This window comes from Nocardioides bigeumensis, from assembly GCF_039531755.1.
In the GTDB taxonomy this organism is placed as follows: domain Bacteria; phylum Actinomycetota; class Actinomycetes; order Propionibacteriales; family Nocardioidaceae; genus Nocardioides; species Nocardioides bigeumensis.
Genome location: NZ_BAAAQQ010000013.1, coordinates 761,236 through 778,415, shown reverse-complemented (window position 1 = coordinate 778,415; position 17,180 = coordinate 761,236). Strand labels below are relative to the sequence as shown.

10 protein-coding genes are annotated in these 17,180 nt (G+C 64.5%); 4 read left to right on the top strand and 6 right to left on the bottom strand.

Annotated features, from left to right (window positions below; translation table 11 throughout):
- The first annotated feature begins 321 nt into the window (after window positions 1-321).
- The 3 genes from ABD295_RS17940 to ABD295_RS17930 all read left to right on the top strand — a co-directional run bounded on the left by ABD295_RS17940 (window position 322) and on the right by ABD295_RS17930 (window position 2,500).
- A complete protein-coding gene (locus ABD295_RS17940) occupies window positions 322-819 on the top strand; it encodes a hypothetical protein (RefSeq protein ID WP_344305183.1) in 498 nt (165 codons plus the stop codon).
- A gap of 132 nt (window positions 820-951) precedes the next feature.
- Window positions 952-1,554: a recombinase family protein gene (locus tag ABD295_RS17935; RefSeq protein WP_344305182.1), complete on the top strand. Its 603-nt coding sequence runs from the start codon at window positions 952-954 to the stop codon at window positions 1,552-1,554.
- Window positions 1,555-1,720: 166 nt separating this feature from the next.
- Window positions 1,721-2,500 (top strand): DUF4145 domain-containing protein, encoded by a 780-nt coding sequence (locus tag ABD295_RS17930; protein WP_344305180.1) that lies wholly within the window; start codon window positions 1,721-1,723, stop codon window positions 2,498-2,500.
- 199 nt (window positions 2,501-2,699) lie between these two features.
- Here the strand turns inward: ABD295_RS17930 and ABD295_RS17925 are convergent, their stop codons facing one another.
- A complete protein-coding gene (locus tag ABD295_RS17925) occupies window positions 2,700-3,506 on the bottom strand; it encodes a GIY-YIG nuclease family protein (RefSeq protein WP_344305179.1) in 807 nt (268 codons plus the stop codon).
- A 176-nt stretch (window positions 3,507-3,682) separates the two neighbouring features.
- Between ABD295_RS17925 and ABD295_RS17920 the strand changes: the two genes are divergently transcribed.
- Window positions 3,683-4,453: a DUF4839 domain-containing protein gene (locus ABD295_RS17920; protein WP_344305177.1), complete on the top strand. Its 771-nt coding sequence runs from the start codon at window positions 3,683-3,685 to the stop codon at window positions 4,451-4,453.
- A 76-nt stretch (window positions 4,454-4,529) separates the two neighbouring features.
- On the opposite strand, the gene ABD295_RS17915 is transcribed toward ABD295_RS17920, so the two are convergent.
- The 5 genes from ABD295_RS17915 to ABD295_RS17895 form a co-directional block, all read right to left on the bottom strand.
- A complete protein-coding gene (locus ABD295_RS17915; RefSeq protein WP_344305176.1) occupies window positions 4,530-5,576 on the bottom strand; it encodes a competence protein CoiA family protein in 1,047 nt (348 codons plus the stop codon).
- A gap of 759 nt (window positions 5,577-6,335) precedes the next feature.
- Complete coding sequence (locus tag ABD295_RS17910; protein WP_344305175.1) at window positions 6,336-7,556, bottom strand: tetratricopeptide repeat protein; 1,221 nt, start codon at window positions 7,554-7,556, stop codon at window positions 6,336-6,338.
- Window positions 7,557-7,662: 106 nt separating this feature from the next.
- Window positions 7,663-10,608, bottom strand: coding sequence for a UvrD-helicase domain-containing protein (locus ABD295_RS17905; RefSeq protein ID WP_344305173.1), 2,946 nt, complete (start codon window positions 10,606-10,608; stop codon window positions 7,663-7,665).
- A 572-nt stretch (window positions 10,609-11,180) separates the two neighbouring features.
- On the bottom strand, window positions 11,181-12,404 hold the full coding sequence (locus tag ABD295_RS17900) for an MBL fold metallo-hydrolase (protein ID WP_344305172.1): 1,224 nt from the start codon (window positions 12,402-12,404) through the stop codon (window positions 11,181-11,183).
- A 212-nt stretch (window positions 12,405-12,616) separates the two neighbouring features.
- A complete protein-coding gene (locus ABD295_RS17895) occupies window positions 12,617-17,167 on the bottom strand; it encodes an ATP-binding protein (protein WP_344305171.1) in 4,551 nt (1,516 codons plus the stop codon).
- Window positions 17,168-17,180: the final 13 nt, after the last annotated feature.

Genomic DNA, 17,180 nt, shown 5'->3' with positions numbered 1-17,180 from the left:
CATGACTTCAAGAGAAGATGCGCCGTTCGTCCGGGGTTTGCCTTGGCACTCGCAGGCGAATTCGACAGCGAACGCGCAGGTTAACCGGTCGACGTCACGGAGTCAGCAGCGGCTCCACAGCGGCCTTGACCTGAACGACTTTGTCTACCGTCGCGCGGCTGGTCCTCAGCACGGTGATGGTCGAGGACGCAGCGGCTCCGGTGACTCCAGAAGCCGTCCACGGCAAACCCCGAGAAAGATCCGTCCAAGGCGTCCTGTCCTACTCCGGACCGAGACTTTTGGTTGTCCCGCCATCCGGCGGTCACGAGACCAGGAGTTCAAATGAAGCAGAAGCGAAACCTCAGCCCGGGCCGACCTGCGGCTAGAGCCCAGCACCTTTACCACTACACCCGCGCGGAATGGGCCGACTCCATTCTCCGCGAGGGCGTCATCCGGACCACGGTTCCCAACCTCCGCCCCCCGACCGACTTAGAAGAGGTGGAGGTGCTTCTCAGTCGAGGGTTTGTCCAGATCGAGGCGGGCTCTCCCTCCGTTGTGTGGCTCACCAGCGAGGACCGTCCGGGTAGCGGTGATGACCACGGGCTACCCCAGGAGAAGCGGGCCGTGCGCATTGCCGTGGACGTAGGGGCACAGCCCTGGAATCGATGGGCTCCTCGGCAGAAGAACTACGACAAGCAGTGGGTGCGCCACCTCGGACGAGTCGGTGGGGGAAAGTCCAGCACCTGGCATGTGCACACAAACCCCATTGCAATGAGGGACGTCGTGGAGGTCCGAGACCTCATCACGAATCACGTTCTCTACTCGCGAGGTGCAGAGTGAACGACGACATCACGCCAGCACACGACGACTTACGCGGCGTACGCCTGGTGACTTGGTGCAGTCTGTAGTCCGCCGGGAGACCGTCCCGCAACGTGTCCCAATAGTGTCGGTGGGCTGAGGGAGAGTCGGCACATGAACGATGACGCACCACGCCATCTCGTTGGCTACGCACGAGTGAGTTCCGGAGAGCACCAACGTCATGACCTGCAGATTGATGCCCTCATAGCCGCAGGCGTAGAGCCCTCCAACATCTTCACCGACACCATCTCAGGTGCCTCAGTCGCGGCGTCACGTCCGGGACTCTCCCAGGCGCTCGCCCACTGTGGGCCGAACTCGACCCTGGTCGTCTGGCGTATCGACCGCCTTGGGCGAAGCCTCGTAGATGTCGTCTCGACGGTCGAGTCACTGATAGAGCGCGGCGTCGCGGTTCGTTCAATCTCGGACGGCATCGACCCCGACACTCCTCATGGTCGGCTCCTGCTGAACTTGTTGTGCAGTTGCGCGCAATTCGAGCGCGACCTCATCAGGGCTCGCGTGCAGGCTGGGATGGACAGTGCGCGCCGAAGGGGAGTGCGCTTCGGACGCCCAGCCCCCGACCCCGTCGAGGTCGGGGCGAAGGTAAGGATGGCGCGGCGGGCCATGGCTGAGGATGGGCTGCCTGCCGCCGATGCGGCCCGGCTCGTGGGATGGAGCCGGTCGACGCTCTACCGACACATGCAGGTGATTCCTGCCTAACTAGTTGTGCCCCTGCTCCAATGGGGCGCACTCATCTGCCGAGAACGCTCTGAGGACGGCGGTGGTTCCTCCGGGACCGCACCAGCGGGGGCCTGGCTTGCCGTCGTCTGCTGTTCACCGCCTGACAACCCAGCGCACGCACCCGTTCGGCGTTTACGCTCCAGGCATGCCAGTGGACCCCGCCCTCTCCGGCCTCGCCAAGACCATCGAGTCCGGGCAGCCATGGCCCCGTCCAGAGTGCCCCAACTGCCAGACGGGGTACATCGGGTTCTCGTCGCCCATCGAGGACGAAGGCCACGGTTCAGCCTCGGCGCGCAGCCACCCCGCCTTCGAGCCAGAGTGGATCTCCGGCACGTTCGTCGTGCGCGGGCAGTGTGAGAACCCCGAATGCCAGCAGGCCGTGCACGGCACCGGGGACTACCGCGTGGACTACTCCCAGAAGTCCACGCGCGACGACGAGTTCGAGTACCAAGGCATCCCCTACTCCTCGTACTACACCGTCACGCATTTGCACCCGCCCATGTTGATGATGCCGATCCCAAAGTCGGCTCCCGAGGAGGTCCGAGAGGGCGTACTGCGCGCATCTCGCGTGCTCTTCGCAGATCCCGGCCTTGCCGCAACCGCGCTACGCGCCACGGTGGAGCGCTTCCTGACCTCCGAAGGCATCTCGGCGACCCGCTCAACCGGACAGTTCCGTAACGCTCACGAACGCATCAAGGAGTGGCGGAACGCCGACCCCAATCGTCCCCCGGTCGCCGACCTGCTCTTCGCAGTCAAGTGGCTCGGGAACGCAGGAACACATGAAGACTCGGATCTGACCACTATCGAGGTGTTGGACGGTGCCAGAGTGCTCGACGAAGCGTTCCACCGCCTCTTCACGGGGCCAGATATCGACGCGCACGCGCAGACCATCAACGCAGCCAAGGGGCCCGCCCGGCAACCCTGAGGCGCGCCCAATGATCGGTGGGGCTCAGGGCAGCCCGATCCAATCGCATGGTGCAGATGGCGAGCGCTGCGGCGATCCGGTTCTGCCCATGACCGGTCATGCCGGTGTACGGACGGGGACATCGGCTTGGCTGTCCAGCCAGGCGACCTCGGTAGCACTTGTTGGCCACCTCGGCTTCGGCGGAGGCGGGGCTACTCGGTCAGCGGTTCAAACCATGACGGCGGGAGTCGAGTGCGTTCTTGAAGTGGCTCTCTGCTGCGTTGATGACCGGCTCAGGAGTTGTTGGGTCGAACACCCGCAGCACTGAGAACCTGAAACTGGACGGGTCCAGTCCACGTAGTTCCACGTTGCCGCCGTGCCCGTTGGTCGCGTAGGCCGTCCAGCGCTGCAAGATGTTTTCTGCGCCGTCGGCCTTGCCGACGTAGTGCCTGCCGTCGCGAGTGTCGGTGATGAGGTAGATCCCGCCGACCGAGGAGAGGGCAGTGCGCCAGGTGGCGTACCTGTGCTCCCGGACGACGGCTTGGAGTTGGGGGTGTCCCAGGACGAGCGCGTCGAACCCCGGGAACCGCACCGGCTGGGCGTCGGCAATCTCCATCACCTGGTACGGCGCGGCCGTGCTCGCGTTGACCCGCCACGTGCGGGGTGAGCGCCAGGCGATGACCAATCGGTTCCGAAGGTCACTCATCTCATCCGAGACCTTCAGGTTGAAGGTGCGGGTCTCGTCGTTGCGCTCGATCTCGCCATGGTTGATCACCACCCGCCACAGCCGGGCGCGGTCGCCACCCTCAGGTAGGAACACGACCCACACTCGGGGCGGGGCTTTTGGGAAGGTGCGCGCGCTGATCGACTGCACGCGGGTGTAGGCCAGGAGTTCGTCGTCGGAGGAGTCGGCATGGATGCCTGGGCTGCCGTCCCTGTGTAGGGGCACGTAGGCGTGCCGGATGACCAAGGTCTCGGCGGGCTCGATCCCCGCACTGGCCATGATCGCTGCGAACGTGAGGGTCATCGCTGCCGCCTGCCGAGGGTTTGGAGTCACGGTCGCGACCCTAGCGACCGCCAACCGTGGTGCCGGTTCGCTCGCCCGTGTGGCGGGCCGCGCCTGGCGATGTCGTTGCGACCGCCGGGTCCGCCTACTATCCAACCGCGCTCGGCGACGACTGCGCGCAGACGGGAGCAGGCGAGATGTCCGACAGCGGCGACGCGCAGTACCGGTACCAGTCCATGAAGGTCATCCGAGGCCGCGAGTCCAGCACGGTCAAGAAGATGCAGAGCGCCGGGTGGGAACTTCACACTCGTGACCAGGGACGGTTGCGCACGGAGATGACGTTTCGCCGAGTGAAGAAGCCGACGCCGTGGGGTCTGGTCGCGGCCTTGGCAGCCGTCGCCGTCGTGGCCATTGCGGTCGTCGGCGGCATCGTCGCACTCCAGGGCGATGATGTCCCCGACGAAGCCACGGCATCGTCGTCCGAGGGTGTGAGCCAGACACCGAGCGAAACAGCCACCTCCCCATCCCAGGAGCCTTCGGAAGAGCCGACCGCGACAGAGACCGAGTCGTCCACACCAGTGACCGACGAGGTCTTGACGGTCGAGAACAACCCGGACCTCAAGACGCTCTTGACCAAGGGCGAGGACTACAACCTGAGCCAGGCGTTCGCGAAGAACTACGAGGGCAGGACTATCGAGTTCGACGGCAACGTGGCGTATACGGCTCCGCACGGGAACTACGACACGCGCTTCGATTTCCTCATCTACGCCGGGGACTACAGCGAGACGGTCGCAGCCCCCGGCCCCTCCTTCCAGTTCCGCGACGTCAACTTCTACGACCTGAATCTCCAGGGTCGCGGGTCGAGCGTCGGGACCAGGGACAACCTCCACATCGTTGCCGAGGTCGGAGCGTTCGAGCCTCGCAGTGGCCTCTTCCTGCTGGAGCCTGTTTCCACGCGGTTGCGCTGACGTTGCAACACCCCGCCCTCATGCCGATGCCCGTGTAGTCGAGTTCGGCTCCCCGCTGAATGTTTGGCTCTAGGTCCTACCAGCGGTCGCAGAACGGGTCAGCGTGCACCGAGAGGCTTGGGTCGAGCCGAAGTCCGCAACGGGGGCACAGCCCGTTGTGCCTGCGGGGCCTCCGCCATTCGGACGGCGGTCCTGGGTCTTGCTCGGGCAACGGCTCGACCATCCGGAGCGACGCCTGCGGCGCGTTGAGCGCCCGACGACGACGGGCTGTTTCCATCTGCTCGTTGTGCTCGGCTGCGCGCCGTTCCCGAGCCCGCTCGGCCTGCTCAATCTCGTCGCGGATCCGCTTAGTCTCGTCGAGGAAGCCCGGCGGGAAGATCCCGTTCTGGCGCAGGTCGAGTCCGGACAGCGGGCCGAACTGGTACTTGGGTGGGTCCGGCTTCCGGGGCTGCTGCTGCAAAGCGTGGAGGTCGTAGGCCCAGGCGATGCGTTCGTCGGCCGGGTTGATCCACAGGACCGGCCGGGCATCGCGGACCAGATGCGCACCGATCTCGCGCCACCGGCCCTGGAGCGGCATGTGCGCGCCGACGTGTCCCCACAGCCAGGTGACCGCAACCCCGAGCCGCTGATAGGACTCCGTACGCTCAGCCCACTGCTCGAACGACAGCGATGCGTACTGGATCTCGACCGCAAGCAGGTTGCCCGAAAACGAGGTCAGCAGGACGTCGGCGACTCGCTCTCCGCCACCAACACGAACCTCCTCCCGCGCCGAGGCCACGTTCCCCTGCTCCCGCGCCCACCGGACTATCAGCGCCTTTGCCTGTCGGTGAAACACGCTCTCCGGGGCGTGCCCTCGCCCGGGGCGGACCAGGTGCCTGTAGCCGTCCCGGGCGCTGCGGGCCGACCGCGAGACCGTGGTGATCTGCGGGGAGATGCAGTCCGGCTCCGGGCAGCGCAGGGCCGTGCGGACATCTGCGCGTCGCTCGTGCGCTGTGCCCTGCTCCAGGTAGACGAGGTCGCCGCCGGACCTCGGCTGAGCGAACAGGAATCGGCCCGATTGCGCGCGGAACGAGTCGAGCGTTTCGATGGGCTCGACCGGCTGCACGTCGAGTGCGGCGTCCACAGCGACGACGGTAGGCGAGGACACCGACACCGGTACTGTCTTCCGCTAACCCGGAGCCATCCGTAACTTCGACGGTGGACGACGCCCGCTCTTGAGGCCGACGAGGGGCCCGGTCCCACGGCGTACACACCCCGATCGCGTTCAGCGCGGTGCTTGCGCTTTCACCCAAGGCGGGGTTTGGACGCCCGCCTTCGACGTGAGATGCCAGCAGCGGCACCAGTTGCACAGGTAAGCGCCCCTAGGGCCAACGCGGCCCCGATTGGCATGCCTGCGGCTTATGGCCCGCATCGCAGCCACGGCGGCCCAACGGCTGGGGTAGGAAACTTTCGAGCATTCCGACATGTCGATCGTCCTCGACTTGCGGCACTCGGCGGGCTCACATCCTGCCCGGTGCGCGGTTCACGCCTTATGGCGATGGGCCCACGAATGAACCTAACGGGTCCAATTTGGAGCCACCTTAACGGACCGGCACGCTCTCAGCGTGCGCTCTGGAGACGCACAAGGCCACCAGGACACACGCAGTAAGACACGTCCCAACAAGTTGGTCTCAGAACTCTGACTTCCGGGACTGAATATTGGGACTGTCACTGCCGCGCAGGTGAGTGACGCCGAATATGTCCCGCTTACCTACTCGATGTGGGACGGCACCAACTCGTGTTGACGGGGGCCACCGGTGAAGAGCGGCGATCTACGTGCTTGCCGTGACGGCCGAGTCGGGTGTGGTTATGGCGGGGTTGACGCATACCGGCAGTGCCGTGGTCAACGCCGCTTCACATTGCGCGCGACCTCCTCACGATCCACTTCATCGATCCTCTGCACGGCAGCGTCAAGAAGAAGCCTGCTGACACCGTTGAGACGGGTCGCCTGCTCGAAGTACTTCGCTAAGGGTGGACTCACCGCGTAATAGAACCGGATGAATGCGCGACCACAGACGCTCCGGGCGAGTCGCTCGTCCCGCAAGCGCCGGAGCGTCACCACGGGGGGCGCGTCGTAGGAGCCGTAAACGGCGGTGGCGATGTAGCAGCCACCCTGCTTCTGTCCCGCGACTGGCCCGACGGCGGTCTCGCTCTGCTGCGCCGAGGTCGTCTCCTGGCTGGCGTACCACTGCAGAATCGTGCGAGCGTTTTCGTCACCAGCATCGGCTGCTTTCCGAAGCCAGACCACCTCCCGAGACCGGTCGCCGCGCTGAGAGTAGATTTCGGTGAGACCAAGCATCGAGGAGACATGCCCGGCTTCAGCGGCCCTGGTGAACCACCTGATCGCCTGCTCCGGGTTGCCCTGCTTCTCATTGAGCGCGCCGACGACGAACATGTCCGTGGCATCACCGCCCGCCTCGGCGGCCTTGGTGAACCAGCCGATGGCGAGGTTGCGGTCGTCGCGGTCTAGGTATGCAGCGCCCAGGTCGTGCATCGCACCGACATGTCCGTTCTCGGCGGCCTTCGTGTACCAGTGGACGGCCTCTTTGAACTCGCCTCGAAAGTCGTACTCCTGAGCGACGCTGTGCATCGCGTTTGCCGAATTTGTCCTCCCGAGGGTCATGGGACCCTCGGCGACCTCGACCATCCTCGTGATTCGAGAGTCAGAGTCGCTGAGGAGTTTGCTCCTCGTGTCGGCGGGCGTGTTCAGGTTCTGGGCAACCTGGTTTCGAACGCGGAGTTCTCCGTCTCTCGCAAGAAGTTGGAGCCACTCCGGTGGCGTGTCCGGGTCACCGGCGAGCCGGACCCTTTCTCTACGGTCCCAGAACGCCAGGATGCTCGTCGGGCGGCTGGTCCGGTCCCAGTATGGCGGGAAGCGGAACCGTGGCACCGTGCGGTCGCGCTCGGCGGCCTGACCATGGATGCGCGCCCAATCGACTGCAACGTTCTCGTAGGTCTGCAGGATGCCGTCTGTCGCTGCGATGGTCCTGCCGGTGACTTTGGAGAGGTTCTCGGGATGCAGCATCTGGGCCAACGCGGCCGCGACGAAGTCAGATTGTTCCATTGAGAACCCCTGCTATCTCCCGGCGGATGCGGCGGCATGCTGCTGGCCGCACGATAGCGGTCGTCACGTCTCCCGCGAGGCGCGATTGACCGCATTCATTACCCCTCTAGAACGGCACCTGAACGTCTCGCTCCAATCTGGCCCCGGCGCGGTGAATGACGCGTTGGCTTCCATCGCGCACTTCGATGAGTCGTGGACCGATGAAGGAGAGGACCTGCCTCACGACTTGGAAGTCGAACCCGTCCGCTGGGCGGAAGGCGTACCAGGTCTTGTTGGACTCGTCGTACGCGAAGCCAAACCGGTCCTTGAGGGTTTCGCGGACGTCGTAACCGTCGTAGATGCGGATCTCGACTTTGGCGTCGGCGTTTGTGACCGCGACCGGGAGGTTGTCCCATCGGACGGAGTGGGCCGTCGCCATGAGGGCTCCGAGGAAGGGCGTGGGGTCCTCGCGGGTGACGAGATAGCAGAGAGAAGTTTCCGCACGGGTGGTGGCGACGTAGAACAGGCGACGATCAGCGTCGGTGATGCTGTCAAGAGTGTCGCCGAACACTTCGAACAGGCCAGCAGTGGGATGGAGCAGAGGGTAGGACTTCGCGTCCGCATCCGCGACGATGACAAAGTCGGCTTCCCGGCCCTTGTACTTGTGGGCGGTTGTGACCTCCAGCCGCTTGCTCTCCTCCTCGGTGAAATGGCCTTGGAGGTAGGTGAGGTAGGCGTCGAGTCTTCTTCCGAATGCGCCTTGGCCCGTGTTGGTGAACCATGGAACGGTGTTGCGTCGGAACAAGACAGCGATGTTTCCGTCGGTTTCGGCCAGCGCGTGCTTGATCAGTCGTAGCAGCGCTGGCGTGCCGATGTCGCCCTGGAAAAGGTGTCGCTCGATAGGTGAGGACACGAAGTCCGTGAGGCGGGCGATCTGAATGCTGCCGGGTGCCGATTGAAAGGAGCGAGCGGGTTCACCGAGACCGTTCATGACGGTGTTGCCGGCCGACACTATCTGGCGGCCGGAGCGGTAGTTGGTTACCAACTGGTGGGTGGTCGAGGAAGGGAAGTCAGTCTCGAAGTTGGCGAAGAACCGTAGGTCGGCCCCGGCGAATCCGTTGATGGCTTGCCAGTCATCGCCAACGCAGCACAGCACGGCACGTGGTGCCTGGTTGCGGATTGCCTGGATGAAGTCCATGAACATCTCGGAGAAGTCCTGGAACTCGTCGACGTGGATGAAGCGGATGTCGCGGAGATCACCGTGCTCCTTGCCGCCCGCTCGTGTCCAGGTGGCTTGCCCGGCGCGTACCTCGGCGGATGCTCGCCACATGACGCCGCTGAAGTCCTCAAACCCTTCAAGGCGGCTGCGGGCCAAGTATCCCTCGTGGACGTCGGCAGCGAGTTCTAGGAACGCGCGCACGCTCTCGTCAGGCTCATCGAGTGCGTACATGCGCTGCCGGATATCGTCTGCACTCAAGTTCAGATTCCGTGCCCGGCTTACGAAACTCCGCAGTGTCTTGCTGAAGGTGTCGAGTGCTCGATGGCGGACCCGTTCCCAGATCTCGTCCTCGCTTAGACGGTGGTAGGGGATTCCGGCTTGGTCGAGCGTCGACAGCACGTGGCTGCGGAAGGCTTCGTCGCCGAGCGAGACGATCTGCGAAGGATTGAACTCGACGAATGTCACGTCCTTCTGACTCGCCCAAAAGTTGCGCTTCTGGTCCGCGTTGCGTTGGTACAGCGGGTCACCGGATATCCCGAAGTATTCGATGACGACACGGGGCTTCCCGGCCGCCAGGACGGTGAAGTCGGGGCGGTAGTTGAACCCGCCCCGGGTGAAGTTGCGTTCGTACTTGTAGTCGACGTCGTGCTCGAACAGGGCGTTCGCGATGACCCGCTCTCCGAAGGACTTCACGTACTCGCCGCGAAGCGTCACGCGGGTCACCTCGGCTCTGCTGGCGAAGAACTCGTCACGCGTCATGTGCAACCCGCGTTGCTCGATTCGCTTCCAATCTTCCGTGAAGTGGCCGAGCATGGCCCGCCTCACGTCGTCCTTGCGTTCTACGAGCAGGTCGTTGACTACCGCTTGGACCCTCTTGGACTGGGCGAACGATTCAGAGTCCTCATCGTCGAAGACGAGTTCCTCTTCCGGCCGCAGCAGCGCGTATGCAAGGGCGTGGAACGTGACCACATGTGGCAGGCGAGCATCTGCCGGGAGGGCCGCGCGAAGGCGGTCACTGATCTCCTCGACAGCCTTGCGGTTGAAGGCGGCGAGCACGATCGCGCCGGGCTCGACCCCGCAGTGCAGTTGCAGGAAGAGCGCGCGGGTGACGATCGCACGGGTCTTGCCACTGCCTGCTCGTGCGACCAGGCGTAGGTCGGCGGACGTGGTGGCGACGGCCCGAGCCTGTTGGTTGTCGAACTTGTCGTAACCGAGGACGTTGCGGGCCCACTCTTGGACGAAGGCTGCCTTCCAGTCCTCAAAGTCAGACCGCGTGACCTGGCCGTCGGTATCCCAGGAGTCGAACCACGCGTCGCCAGCGAGGAAGTCACGCTGGAGCATCGCCTCGGCCTCGACCCGGAAACGTTTCAGCGCGGCGGCCCGTTCAGCCCTTCTGCGGGCCTCTGCCTCGGCTTCCGCAACGCGGCGCGCCTCTTCGGCAGCGAGACGCTGTGCTACGGCAGCGAGCCGGGCAGCCTCCTCCTCTGCGGCTACGCGAGCCGCTTCATCCCTCGCCTCGGCCGCACGCTGCGCCCGGGCAGCAGCAGCCAGCAGCGACCGGCCCACCTCTATACGCCGCTCCGGACGCGCCCAACGACGCGCAGTCTCTCCTACCCCGTCCGTGGCACGAGGCGCGATGTTGGCGATGCCCGCCACCAGGTTGGCATGCGCCTGAGGGGGCAGGAAGTGCTTGAGGACGCTGTATGCCCGCTTGCTCTTGTCATCCACCGTGGAGTCGGTGGTCGCGGCCAGGCCGTTCACGCGTGCGAGAGCGCTCCGGTCGCTCTCAATCCACGTCTCGATGATGTGAAGGACAGCGACGAGGACAGCCTTGTTGACGTCCTCGCCCTTCATGACGAACACGCTAGCGACCAGTGACGACGAAACCGCGCGAATTCAAAGAGCCCACTCTCGGGTGCCCGGGTGCCCGGGTGCTCGGGTGCTCGGGTGCTCGGGTGCGAGCCTGGGCGAGCGTCGCTGCCGTCGTCGCGGCGCCTCAAAGGACCCGGATGAGTAAACCGTGTTCCCGGTGTAGACCTCCGTCGACCGTGTAGCGGAGCCATAGGGCATGAGTGACGACAGATGCAGTCTCTGTCGAGTTGAGATGGAGCACGACCTGGCCATCTGGCTCGACCCAGACGCCCAGTAGACGTCGTTCCACTTCCTGCGGGCCGAAGTGTTTCTGCACCGCGCCGCATGCTGACGCGTGGACCTCAACCATCTTCGTGTGAGCGCGCTTCATGAAAATGCCCCGTCCGTCCGGCGACCGCGCTGATGCCGTCGCTCCCCGCAGTTATCGGCGGGGACCTTGGTAGGCCAAACCCGGTCGCCCCTCGCGCAACGAGGCGTACGACGAACTTGTCGCTTGAACGGTCGATTACGAAACACCACGCAGATGACTTCACGGTCCGGAGAGGAACCCGTCGTTACCAACCTGGGAACAGGCTGCCCCTCTCGGCGGTGTTCCAGCAGACGTGGGCGTCGGGGTGCGGCAGGGGATGGTTCGCTTGCCATCGCGGAAGGTGGTGGACCCCTCCCTGGGCGACGCACCATCTTGCTGCGGGCATGCCGTCGGGTAGCGGGTGTGTCCCATGGTGGGGAAGGAGCATCACTTCGAAGCGTCGCCCCGCAAGTCGGGGCGAGATGAGCACCCTGCGAAGAGCGAAGCCGCTGATGTCGCCGAAAGCGACCAGCCGGCCGCTTCTGCTGGCAAGGACAAGGGACAGGTCGTTGTTGGCTGCCCTAATGCGTCGAAGGACGCGTCGATGTCTGTCGGTGAAGCCTTCCGGCAACGTCCCGAGGACCTGATGGAGGTCTGGATCATCGGGGTCGGCGTCGTCGTCCTCGTGTTCCAGTCGCGCCCCCAGTGCTTCCTCGGCGTCGATTTCCTCCAGGGGAAGGTCATCGCCACCATCCGTGTCGAGCCAGTCCAAGTCCTCGTGTGGGAATTGGGCGGCCTCACTGTCGCCCGCGATACGCATTCCGAGGTCTGGTGGTGCACCGTCATCAGCCTCCACCCCGTCAGCGAGCGTGGCGGCCCCGCTTCTAGCGTCGTCGAGGTTGCGTTTCAGTGTCGGGTAGCCCGCCGCCTCCAAGTCCTCGGCTAGGTCCTCGACCGCCTTGACCGCCCCGTCCAGCCTGCGACTGAAGACGCGGTCGATGAACTGCGGCGGCCACAGCACGTCGAACCGCTCGCCAGCAAGCCTGATGGTCCCCTTCCCCGTGTGCAGTGGTTGCAGCGTGAGTGTCTCGCCACGTCGCAGCAGTGGGTGCATCGAGTTGCTCAGGTCCAGGGCGGCCGATCCTGTGCCTGTCTGCGGACCCATCAACGCGTAGAGAGCAGCCGGTACACGCCACGGCATGGAGGGATAGAAGAGGGTGGCGGAGTAGAGCGTGTTCAGGGCCGTGGGGAAGTGCTCCAGATTGCGAAGTCCACCCCAATGATCCCAATCGAAGTGGCTGACGACGAACGACTCAACTTCAGAAAGATCGCCGTCGAGCGCGCCGAGCAGCGTGTCGGCCGCCGTCTTGGCCCGGGCTCTCCACACGCCGCAGTCGATGACTGTCGCAGGGCCGAGACCGTGGTCGGGCCAGGGCCGCAGGATCGCGCACGCGCCGTCGCCCACGTCGACGACATGAACCATTCGCATTCGCCGGACGCTAACCGCTAAGCCGCACGGCGAGAACCCTGGCGCGCCGGTTGCAGCAGCGGTACCACTGGGAGCGCGTCTGCCGTCGCTGAGAGTGGGAGTACACCGACTGGGGCCTGGTTCGCCGAGGTCGTTCCCTAGGTGCGATGCACACCGAGTCGTGACACCGCTGCCCGACCAGGATTCCATCCGCTTGCGCACCTCGGCTGGAGTCAGTCTTCAGGTCCTGTCCCTTCATCCCCTTCCGCCGGTTCCACATCGTAATCGACCGCTTCGGTCGTGGGGGCGAGGTCAAACACGAGGCTTTGCGCCTGGTGAACCCCAGTGAGAAGGACTTGGCTGCTCTTCGACACGTTCAGGTGTCGCATTGGCTCGACGATTACGCGCACCTTGGGCTTCGCCTGGGCACCTTCGAGGCCCGATACAACGACGAGGAAGAAGTCAGGCGTCGACATGGCGCGCTCGACTTCGGAGTCGGTTAGTCGAATCTGGTCCGGCTCGTCTCGGGCACTCACTTTCAGTTCGTAGTACCGACCTCGTTCATCGAAAGCGTCTGCGCCGACGCGTCGCTGAGTCCGAATATCAATGATGTCCTGGTCGTCGCTCGCCAACACGCGACGTGCCAGTTCCAGTCCCAGTGTCTCCTTCTCCTCGTCCGTGTACGAGCGGAAGGTCGAGCGCGGGGTCGGAGCCGCACCGCCCCTGTTTGGTTTGCGGAGCCCGCCCTTTGGCCCGGGGGTCTTGGGTGGTGAGGGGTCCTTCTTCTGTCCCTCGACCACCTTTCCATCGGCATCTACGACCGCGAGAGTTTGGGGATCAACCAGAACACGCGGTGTTTGCTTCGCTGGGGTGATGCCTCCTGTCTTCGTCGGGGGTTGGTTCCCGGGCGCAACAGGACGTGCTGACTTCTTCTGCTTGCCTGCGGCGCGGCGGCCCTTCACCTCAGCCTGCATGTCGCGAAGTCTGCCGATGCTTGCCTGGGTGTCTTCCTCCTCTGCAGCGGCCTGCTCGCGTGCCAGCCGCAACTCAACCGCCTCACGGCCCGAGCGCTCTGCCTCAAGGGCTGCGAGCCAAGCCTGGGCCAGGAGCCGCTGGTCAGCCGCGAACAAACTTGCGACGGCTCTCCCCCCTCCGCTGAGCCGATCGAGTAAGGCTGGCTCGCGAAGGAACACCGCCCTATCAGGGATGGAAGCCTTGGTGTCAGCCGCGAGTTTCAGCGTGGTCCCGTCGGGCATCCGCGCCTCGACTTGGAGATTGGGCTCTACCCGCACGTCGAACGCGACCAGTTCGTCCCATGTGACCATGCCAGCGCGCTCAGTGTCTGGGTCGTTGCGCACGAGATCCTCCTTCAGGAGGCGTGCGGCGGACCGGAACTTTCCGGTCGCAACGACGTCAACTTCCGCGTCCTGAACGTCGCTGACGTGAAAGAGAGCAGCAGGGAGCAGGGTGATGCGCAGGTGCTCAAGAAGTGACTGGTAGTGCGCTGCTTCACCGCCCGGCTGCCAGACAGGAACCCGGTCGCCTACTCCTTCAGCCAGTTGCGGGTCTTCGAGGGCGTATACGGGTCTAGTGCTCGTCCATCCGCTAGTCGTCCAGACTGGAAGTTGAGTGAGTCGTCTCTTGCGTCGCGGATTGGTCGACCCTGGCTTGCTCAGCAATGCTTCGAGAAGCCGCAGGGAGTTGATGACAATTGATTCGTCAGCAGGGCTCGCGGCTAGGTTCGTCTTTGCAACCTCGGTGATGACTTTGATGCAATCGTCGACCCCTGGTGCCCTGACCTGAAGAGCCGTCCACAGTCTGCTTGCCCCGGCGACGCTGGGTACGAAGTCGCGGCGCGCACCGAACACGGGAGGGTCGAGGAAGACATCCTCGGGGCGAGTCCAGGTCCCTGCAGAGGTTCTGATCAGCCCACCCCGGGCGGTGAACGCCGCACGCAGTTGCCGGTCAGTCATGCCGATGGAGGACCGGCCTTCTCCCAAACGGGCAGCGAGAGCCTGATAGACAGCCGCGCTCTCAGGCCCTGCCTCGTCTACCGCGCCCTTCCGCTCGGCGGTCTGCAGGTCGTGCAGCCGCGTTAGGAGGTCGTGAGTGTTGGGGTCTCCAGCAACGCCCAGTGCCTGAAGCACCTCAGGGCGTGCGCGGTCGAGGCTCGGATGCAGGTATCCCGTCGCATGGGGACCGAACACGGCGATCGTTGATGGCGTGCGAAGCCGCAACTTCTGCGGAGCGGAGGGGACGCCGTCGACGCTGTCAAGCCAGGGGATGGTGGCAGCACGCCATAGCCAGTAGGCCCGTACGGATCCGTGTACGTTCCAGCCGTTGTATGCCTGCGCGGCAGGGACCTCAGCACTATCGGCAAGGTCGCGCCACGACCGACTGAGGAGGCTAGCCATCGCGATTGCCCGCTCTCGTCGGGGCTTCGTTCGCTTCTCGGCGGCGATGCTCAACAACACCGCCGTCAGGTCCGGGCTGTCGAGATCAGAGAGCGTGTAGTCACAATTCAGGTCGGTCAGGGCATGACCTCGCTCGTGGAGACCGTCGCCGATCCACTGCTTGAGTCCGAGCCGCTTTTCACTCTGAAAGCGCTTGGACAAGTCCTGGTGAGGCACCAGTCGTGGTGTCGTTGAGCAACCGAGATGACGCATGAATCTCTGGGCGCCCAAACCGGCTCGCCCGACTTTCGACCGCATGACCTGCGCGTAGCGAGGGGCCAGCCACGTCAGATCCGGGGTACTTGCAGCGGCGACCGCAAAGGCGTCCTTTTCCCTGTCTACGGCTCGCGGCTGATACGCGTCGCAGGGTCGGGCGAAGCCTTCGACGCGTTTCCCGTTGTCGTCATACGAGTACGCGCTCAATAAGATCGCCCTGCCGATGCCGTCTCCGAGCGAACTCCAGAGCGTCGGTCCCAGGGGCTCCAAGGCACTTCGCAGCGCCTCGACCTGCGCGTCGCTCAGCGGGCGGTCAAGTACTTCGCCCTTGTGGCCTAGTTGTGAAAGCCGGTCGAGAACTGTCTGGTCGTCGTCCGCAGAAACTAGATGTCCTGCCTCACGAAGCCACTCGCGAACCACGGTCGCGTCCTCGTCGTCGGCTAGGTACTCCGGCGCGATCACAATGGACATGGCGAGCACCGTCGCTAAACCGGACAGTTCGTCAATGAGCACGCGGTCGTCGCCTGCCGTGGGCGGATAGTGATGCTCGCCGCCGACATCGACAACACACTCGATGCTGGGCAGGAGGTCCAGCAAACCCGCACGCACTGCCGCCGCTGTGAGCGCAATGACCTTGCCTGTGGGACGGTCAGACGCCCCCAAGAGCCCGACGGCGTCCTCGACGGTCACCTCACCCGGCAGCGGAACCCCAGCATCTCTCCAAGCAGATGTCACCATCCGCCAGAGACCCGCAGCATCGCGTACCTCAACGGGCAAACTGGCATCACGGCCCGCGATCTTCGCGACCTCTTGCGCGGTGAGAAGGTCGCCGAGTTCTTCCGACTCAATCGCTAGTTCAACCAGTGCGAAGCGTTCCGACCTGATTGCGAACGTGACCTGCTGAGCAATCTCCTCCGATCGGCAACGGATCTGGTCTCGCAGCAGGGCTGCGAACCCGACGCTCGACTCCGAGCCAACAAGGAGCGGCACGCTGCCCCACGCCTGCGCAGGGTCGACCTCGAAGAGGTTTAGAACTGCGGCCTTCCAGAGCGCGCCGACGACGTCGATAAGTTCCCGATTCCAGGCCGTGTCTCGCATGCCTTGGCGGTTCGTCATCGGGTCAAACTGAGCATTGCCCATGAACGGCAGTCCATCGACAGATTCGATCGGCAGCCCGGCGTAGAGACATCCGCTGGGGTCACCATCTAAGGAGAGCGCCACTCCAACCGGCGTAGTGGTCCCGGTCGCCTTATGGGCTCGACGTATGCCCTTGGGGCTGGGCACTGTGACGGCGCTCAGGAGCCACCGACGCCCGTCGGGAGCCGTCACGACCTCTTGGACGACTGGCACCTCGACTCCGCGCAATGACCAGGTGAACCCACTTTCGGGTTCACGAGACAGGCACAGTTTGCGAGACCAGCCAGGACTCGCGAATGTAACTGTGGTGACGCTGCTCAAGAACAGAAGGCCACGGTCGTCCCATTGCTCGCACCAGGCGATGAAGTCGTCCGACTGAACGGCATCTGGGTTCGTGCGGACGCGCAGCATCGTGTCATCGCGCAGCGGACCGGATAGCGGCTTGACGCTCCCTTCGAGACTTGCGAGAAAGGGGTCACCGACCTCTACGTGGTAGTCCCCGCTATGAATCTCGAACGTGGCGCTGAACGCGTGCAGGGTGCTGAGGCCGACACCAAACCGCCCAGTCGCTGCCTCGTCATCACGCTTCGTGGTCAACCACGGGGCGGCCATCGCGTGCAAGTCCCGTAGGCCCACCGGTCGGCCGTCGTGTCTGACCTCAAGCAGCCCATCCTGCAACCGAATATCTACGTGGCCTGCCCCAACGTCGTTGGCGTTCTGGACAATTTCCGACAAGCCTTGAAACGGATCTGATGATAGTGATTCCGCTGCCCCGCGACTGTTCTCGATGATCTCCTGAACAGTGCCGCCCGCATCCGCGTACGCCTGTGCCAAAGCGCCCACGGCAGCAGCGCACTCTCGCTCGCCTGTGGGCTCGCGACTAACGGTCGTCCTCGGGTTGTGAAAGACGGCCCTCGCGCTCAACACCGCCGCGTCGATGCCAAGACCGTCAGCAAAGTCAGGGTCAGGCGGCGACATTGTGGCTCCTTCG

Excerpts from the sequence above, each read along its gene's own strand:
- ABD295_RS17900 (WP_344305172.1), bottom strand. The coding sequence starts at position 12,404 with ATGCGAATGGTTCATGTCGTCGACGTGGGCGACGGCGCGTGCGCGATC.
- ABD295_RS17895 (WP_344305171.1), bottom strand. The coding sequence starts at position 17,167 with ATGTCGCCGCCTGACCCTGACTTTGCTGACGGTCTTGGCATCGACGCG.
- ABD295_RS17940 (WP_344305183.1), top strand. The coding sequence starts at position 322 with ATGAAGCAGAAGCGAAACCTCAGCCCGGGCCGACCTGCGGCTAGAGCC.
- ABD295_RS17930 (WP_344305180.1), top strand. The coding sequence starts at position 1,721 with ATGCCAGTGGACCCCGCCCTCTCCGGCCTCGCCAAGACCATCGAGTCC.
- ABD295_RS17910 (WP_344305175.1), bottom strand. The coding sequence starts at position 7,556 with ATGGAACAATCTGACTTCGTCGCGGCCGCGTTGGCCCAGATGCTGCAT.
- ABD295_RS17935 (WP_344305182.1), top strand. The coding sequence starts at position 952 with ATGAACGATGACGCACCACGCCATCTCGTTGGCTACGCACGAGTGAGT.
- ABD295_RS17920 (WP_344305177.1), top strand. The coding sequence starts at position 3,683 with ATGTCCGACAGCGGCGACGCGCAGTACCGGTACCAGTCCATGAAGGTC.
- ABD295_RS17905 (WP_344305173.1), bottom strand. The coding sequence starts at position 10,608 with ATGAAGGGCGAGGACGTCAACAAGGCTGTCCTCGTCGCTGTCCTTCAC.
- ABD295_RS17925 (WP_344305179.1), bottom strand. The coding sequence starts at position 3,506 with ATGACCCTCACGTTCGCAGCGATCATGGCCAGTGCGGGGATCGAGCCC.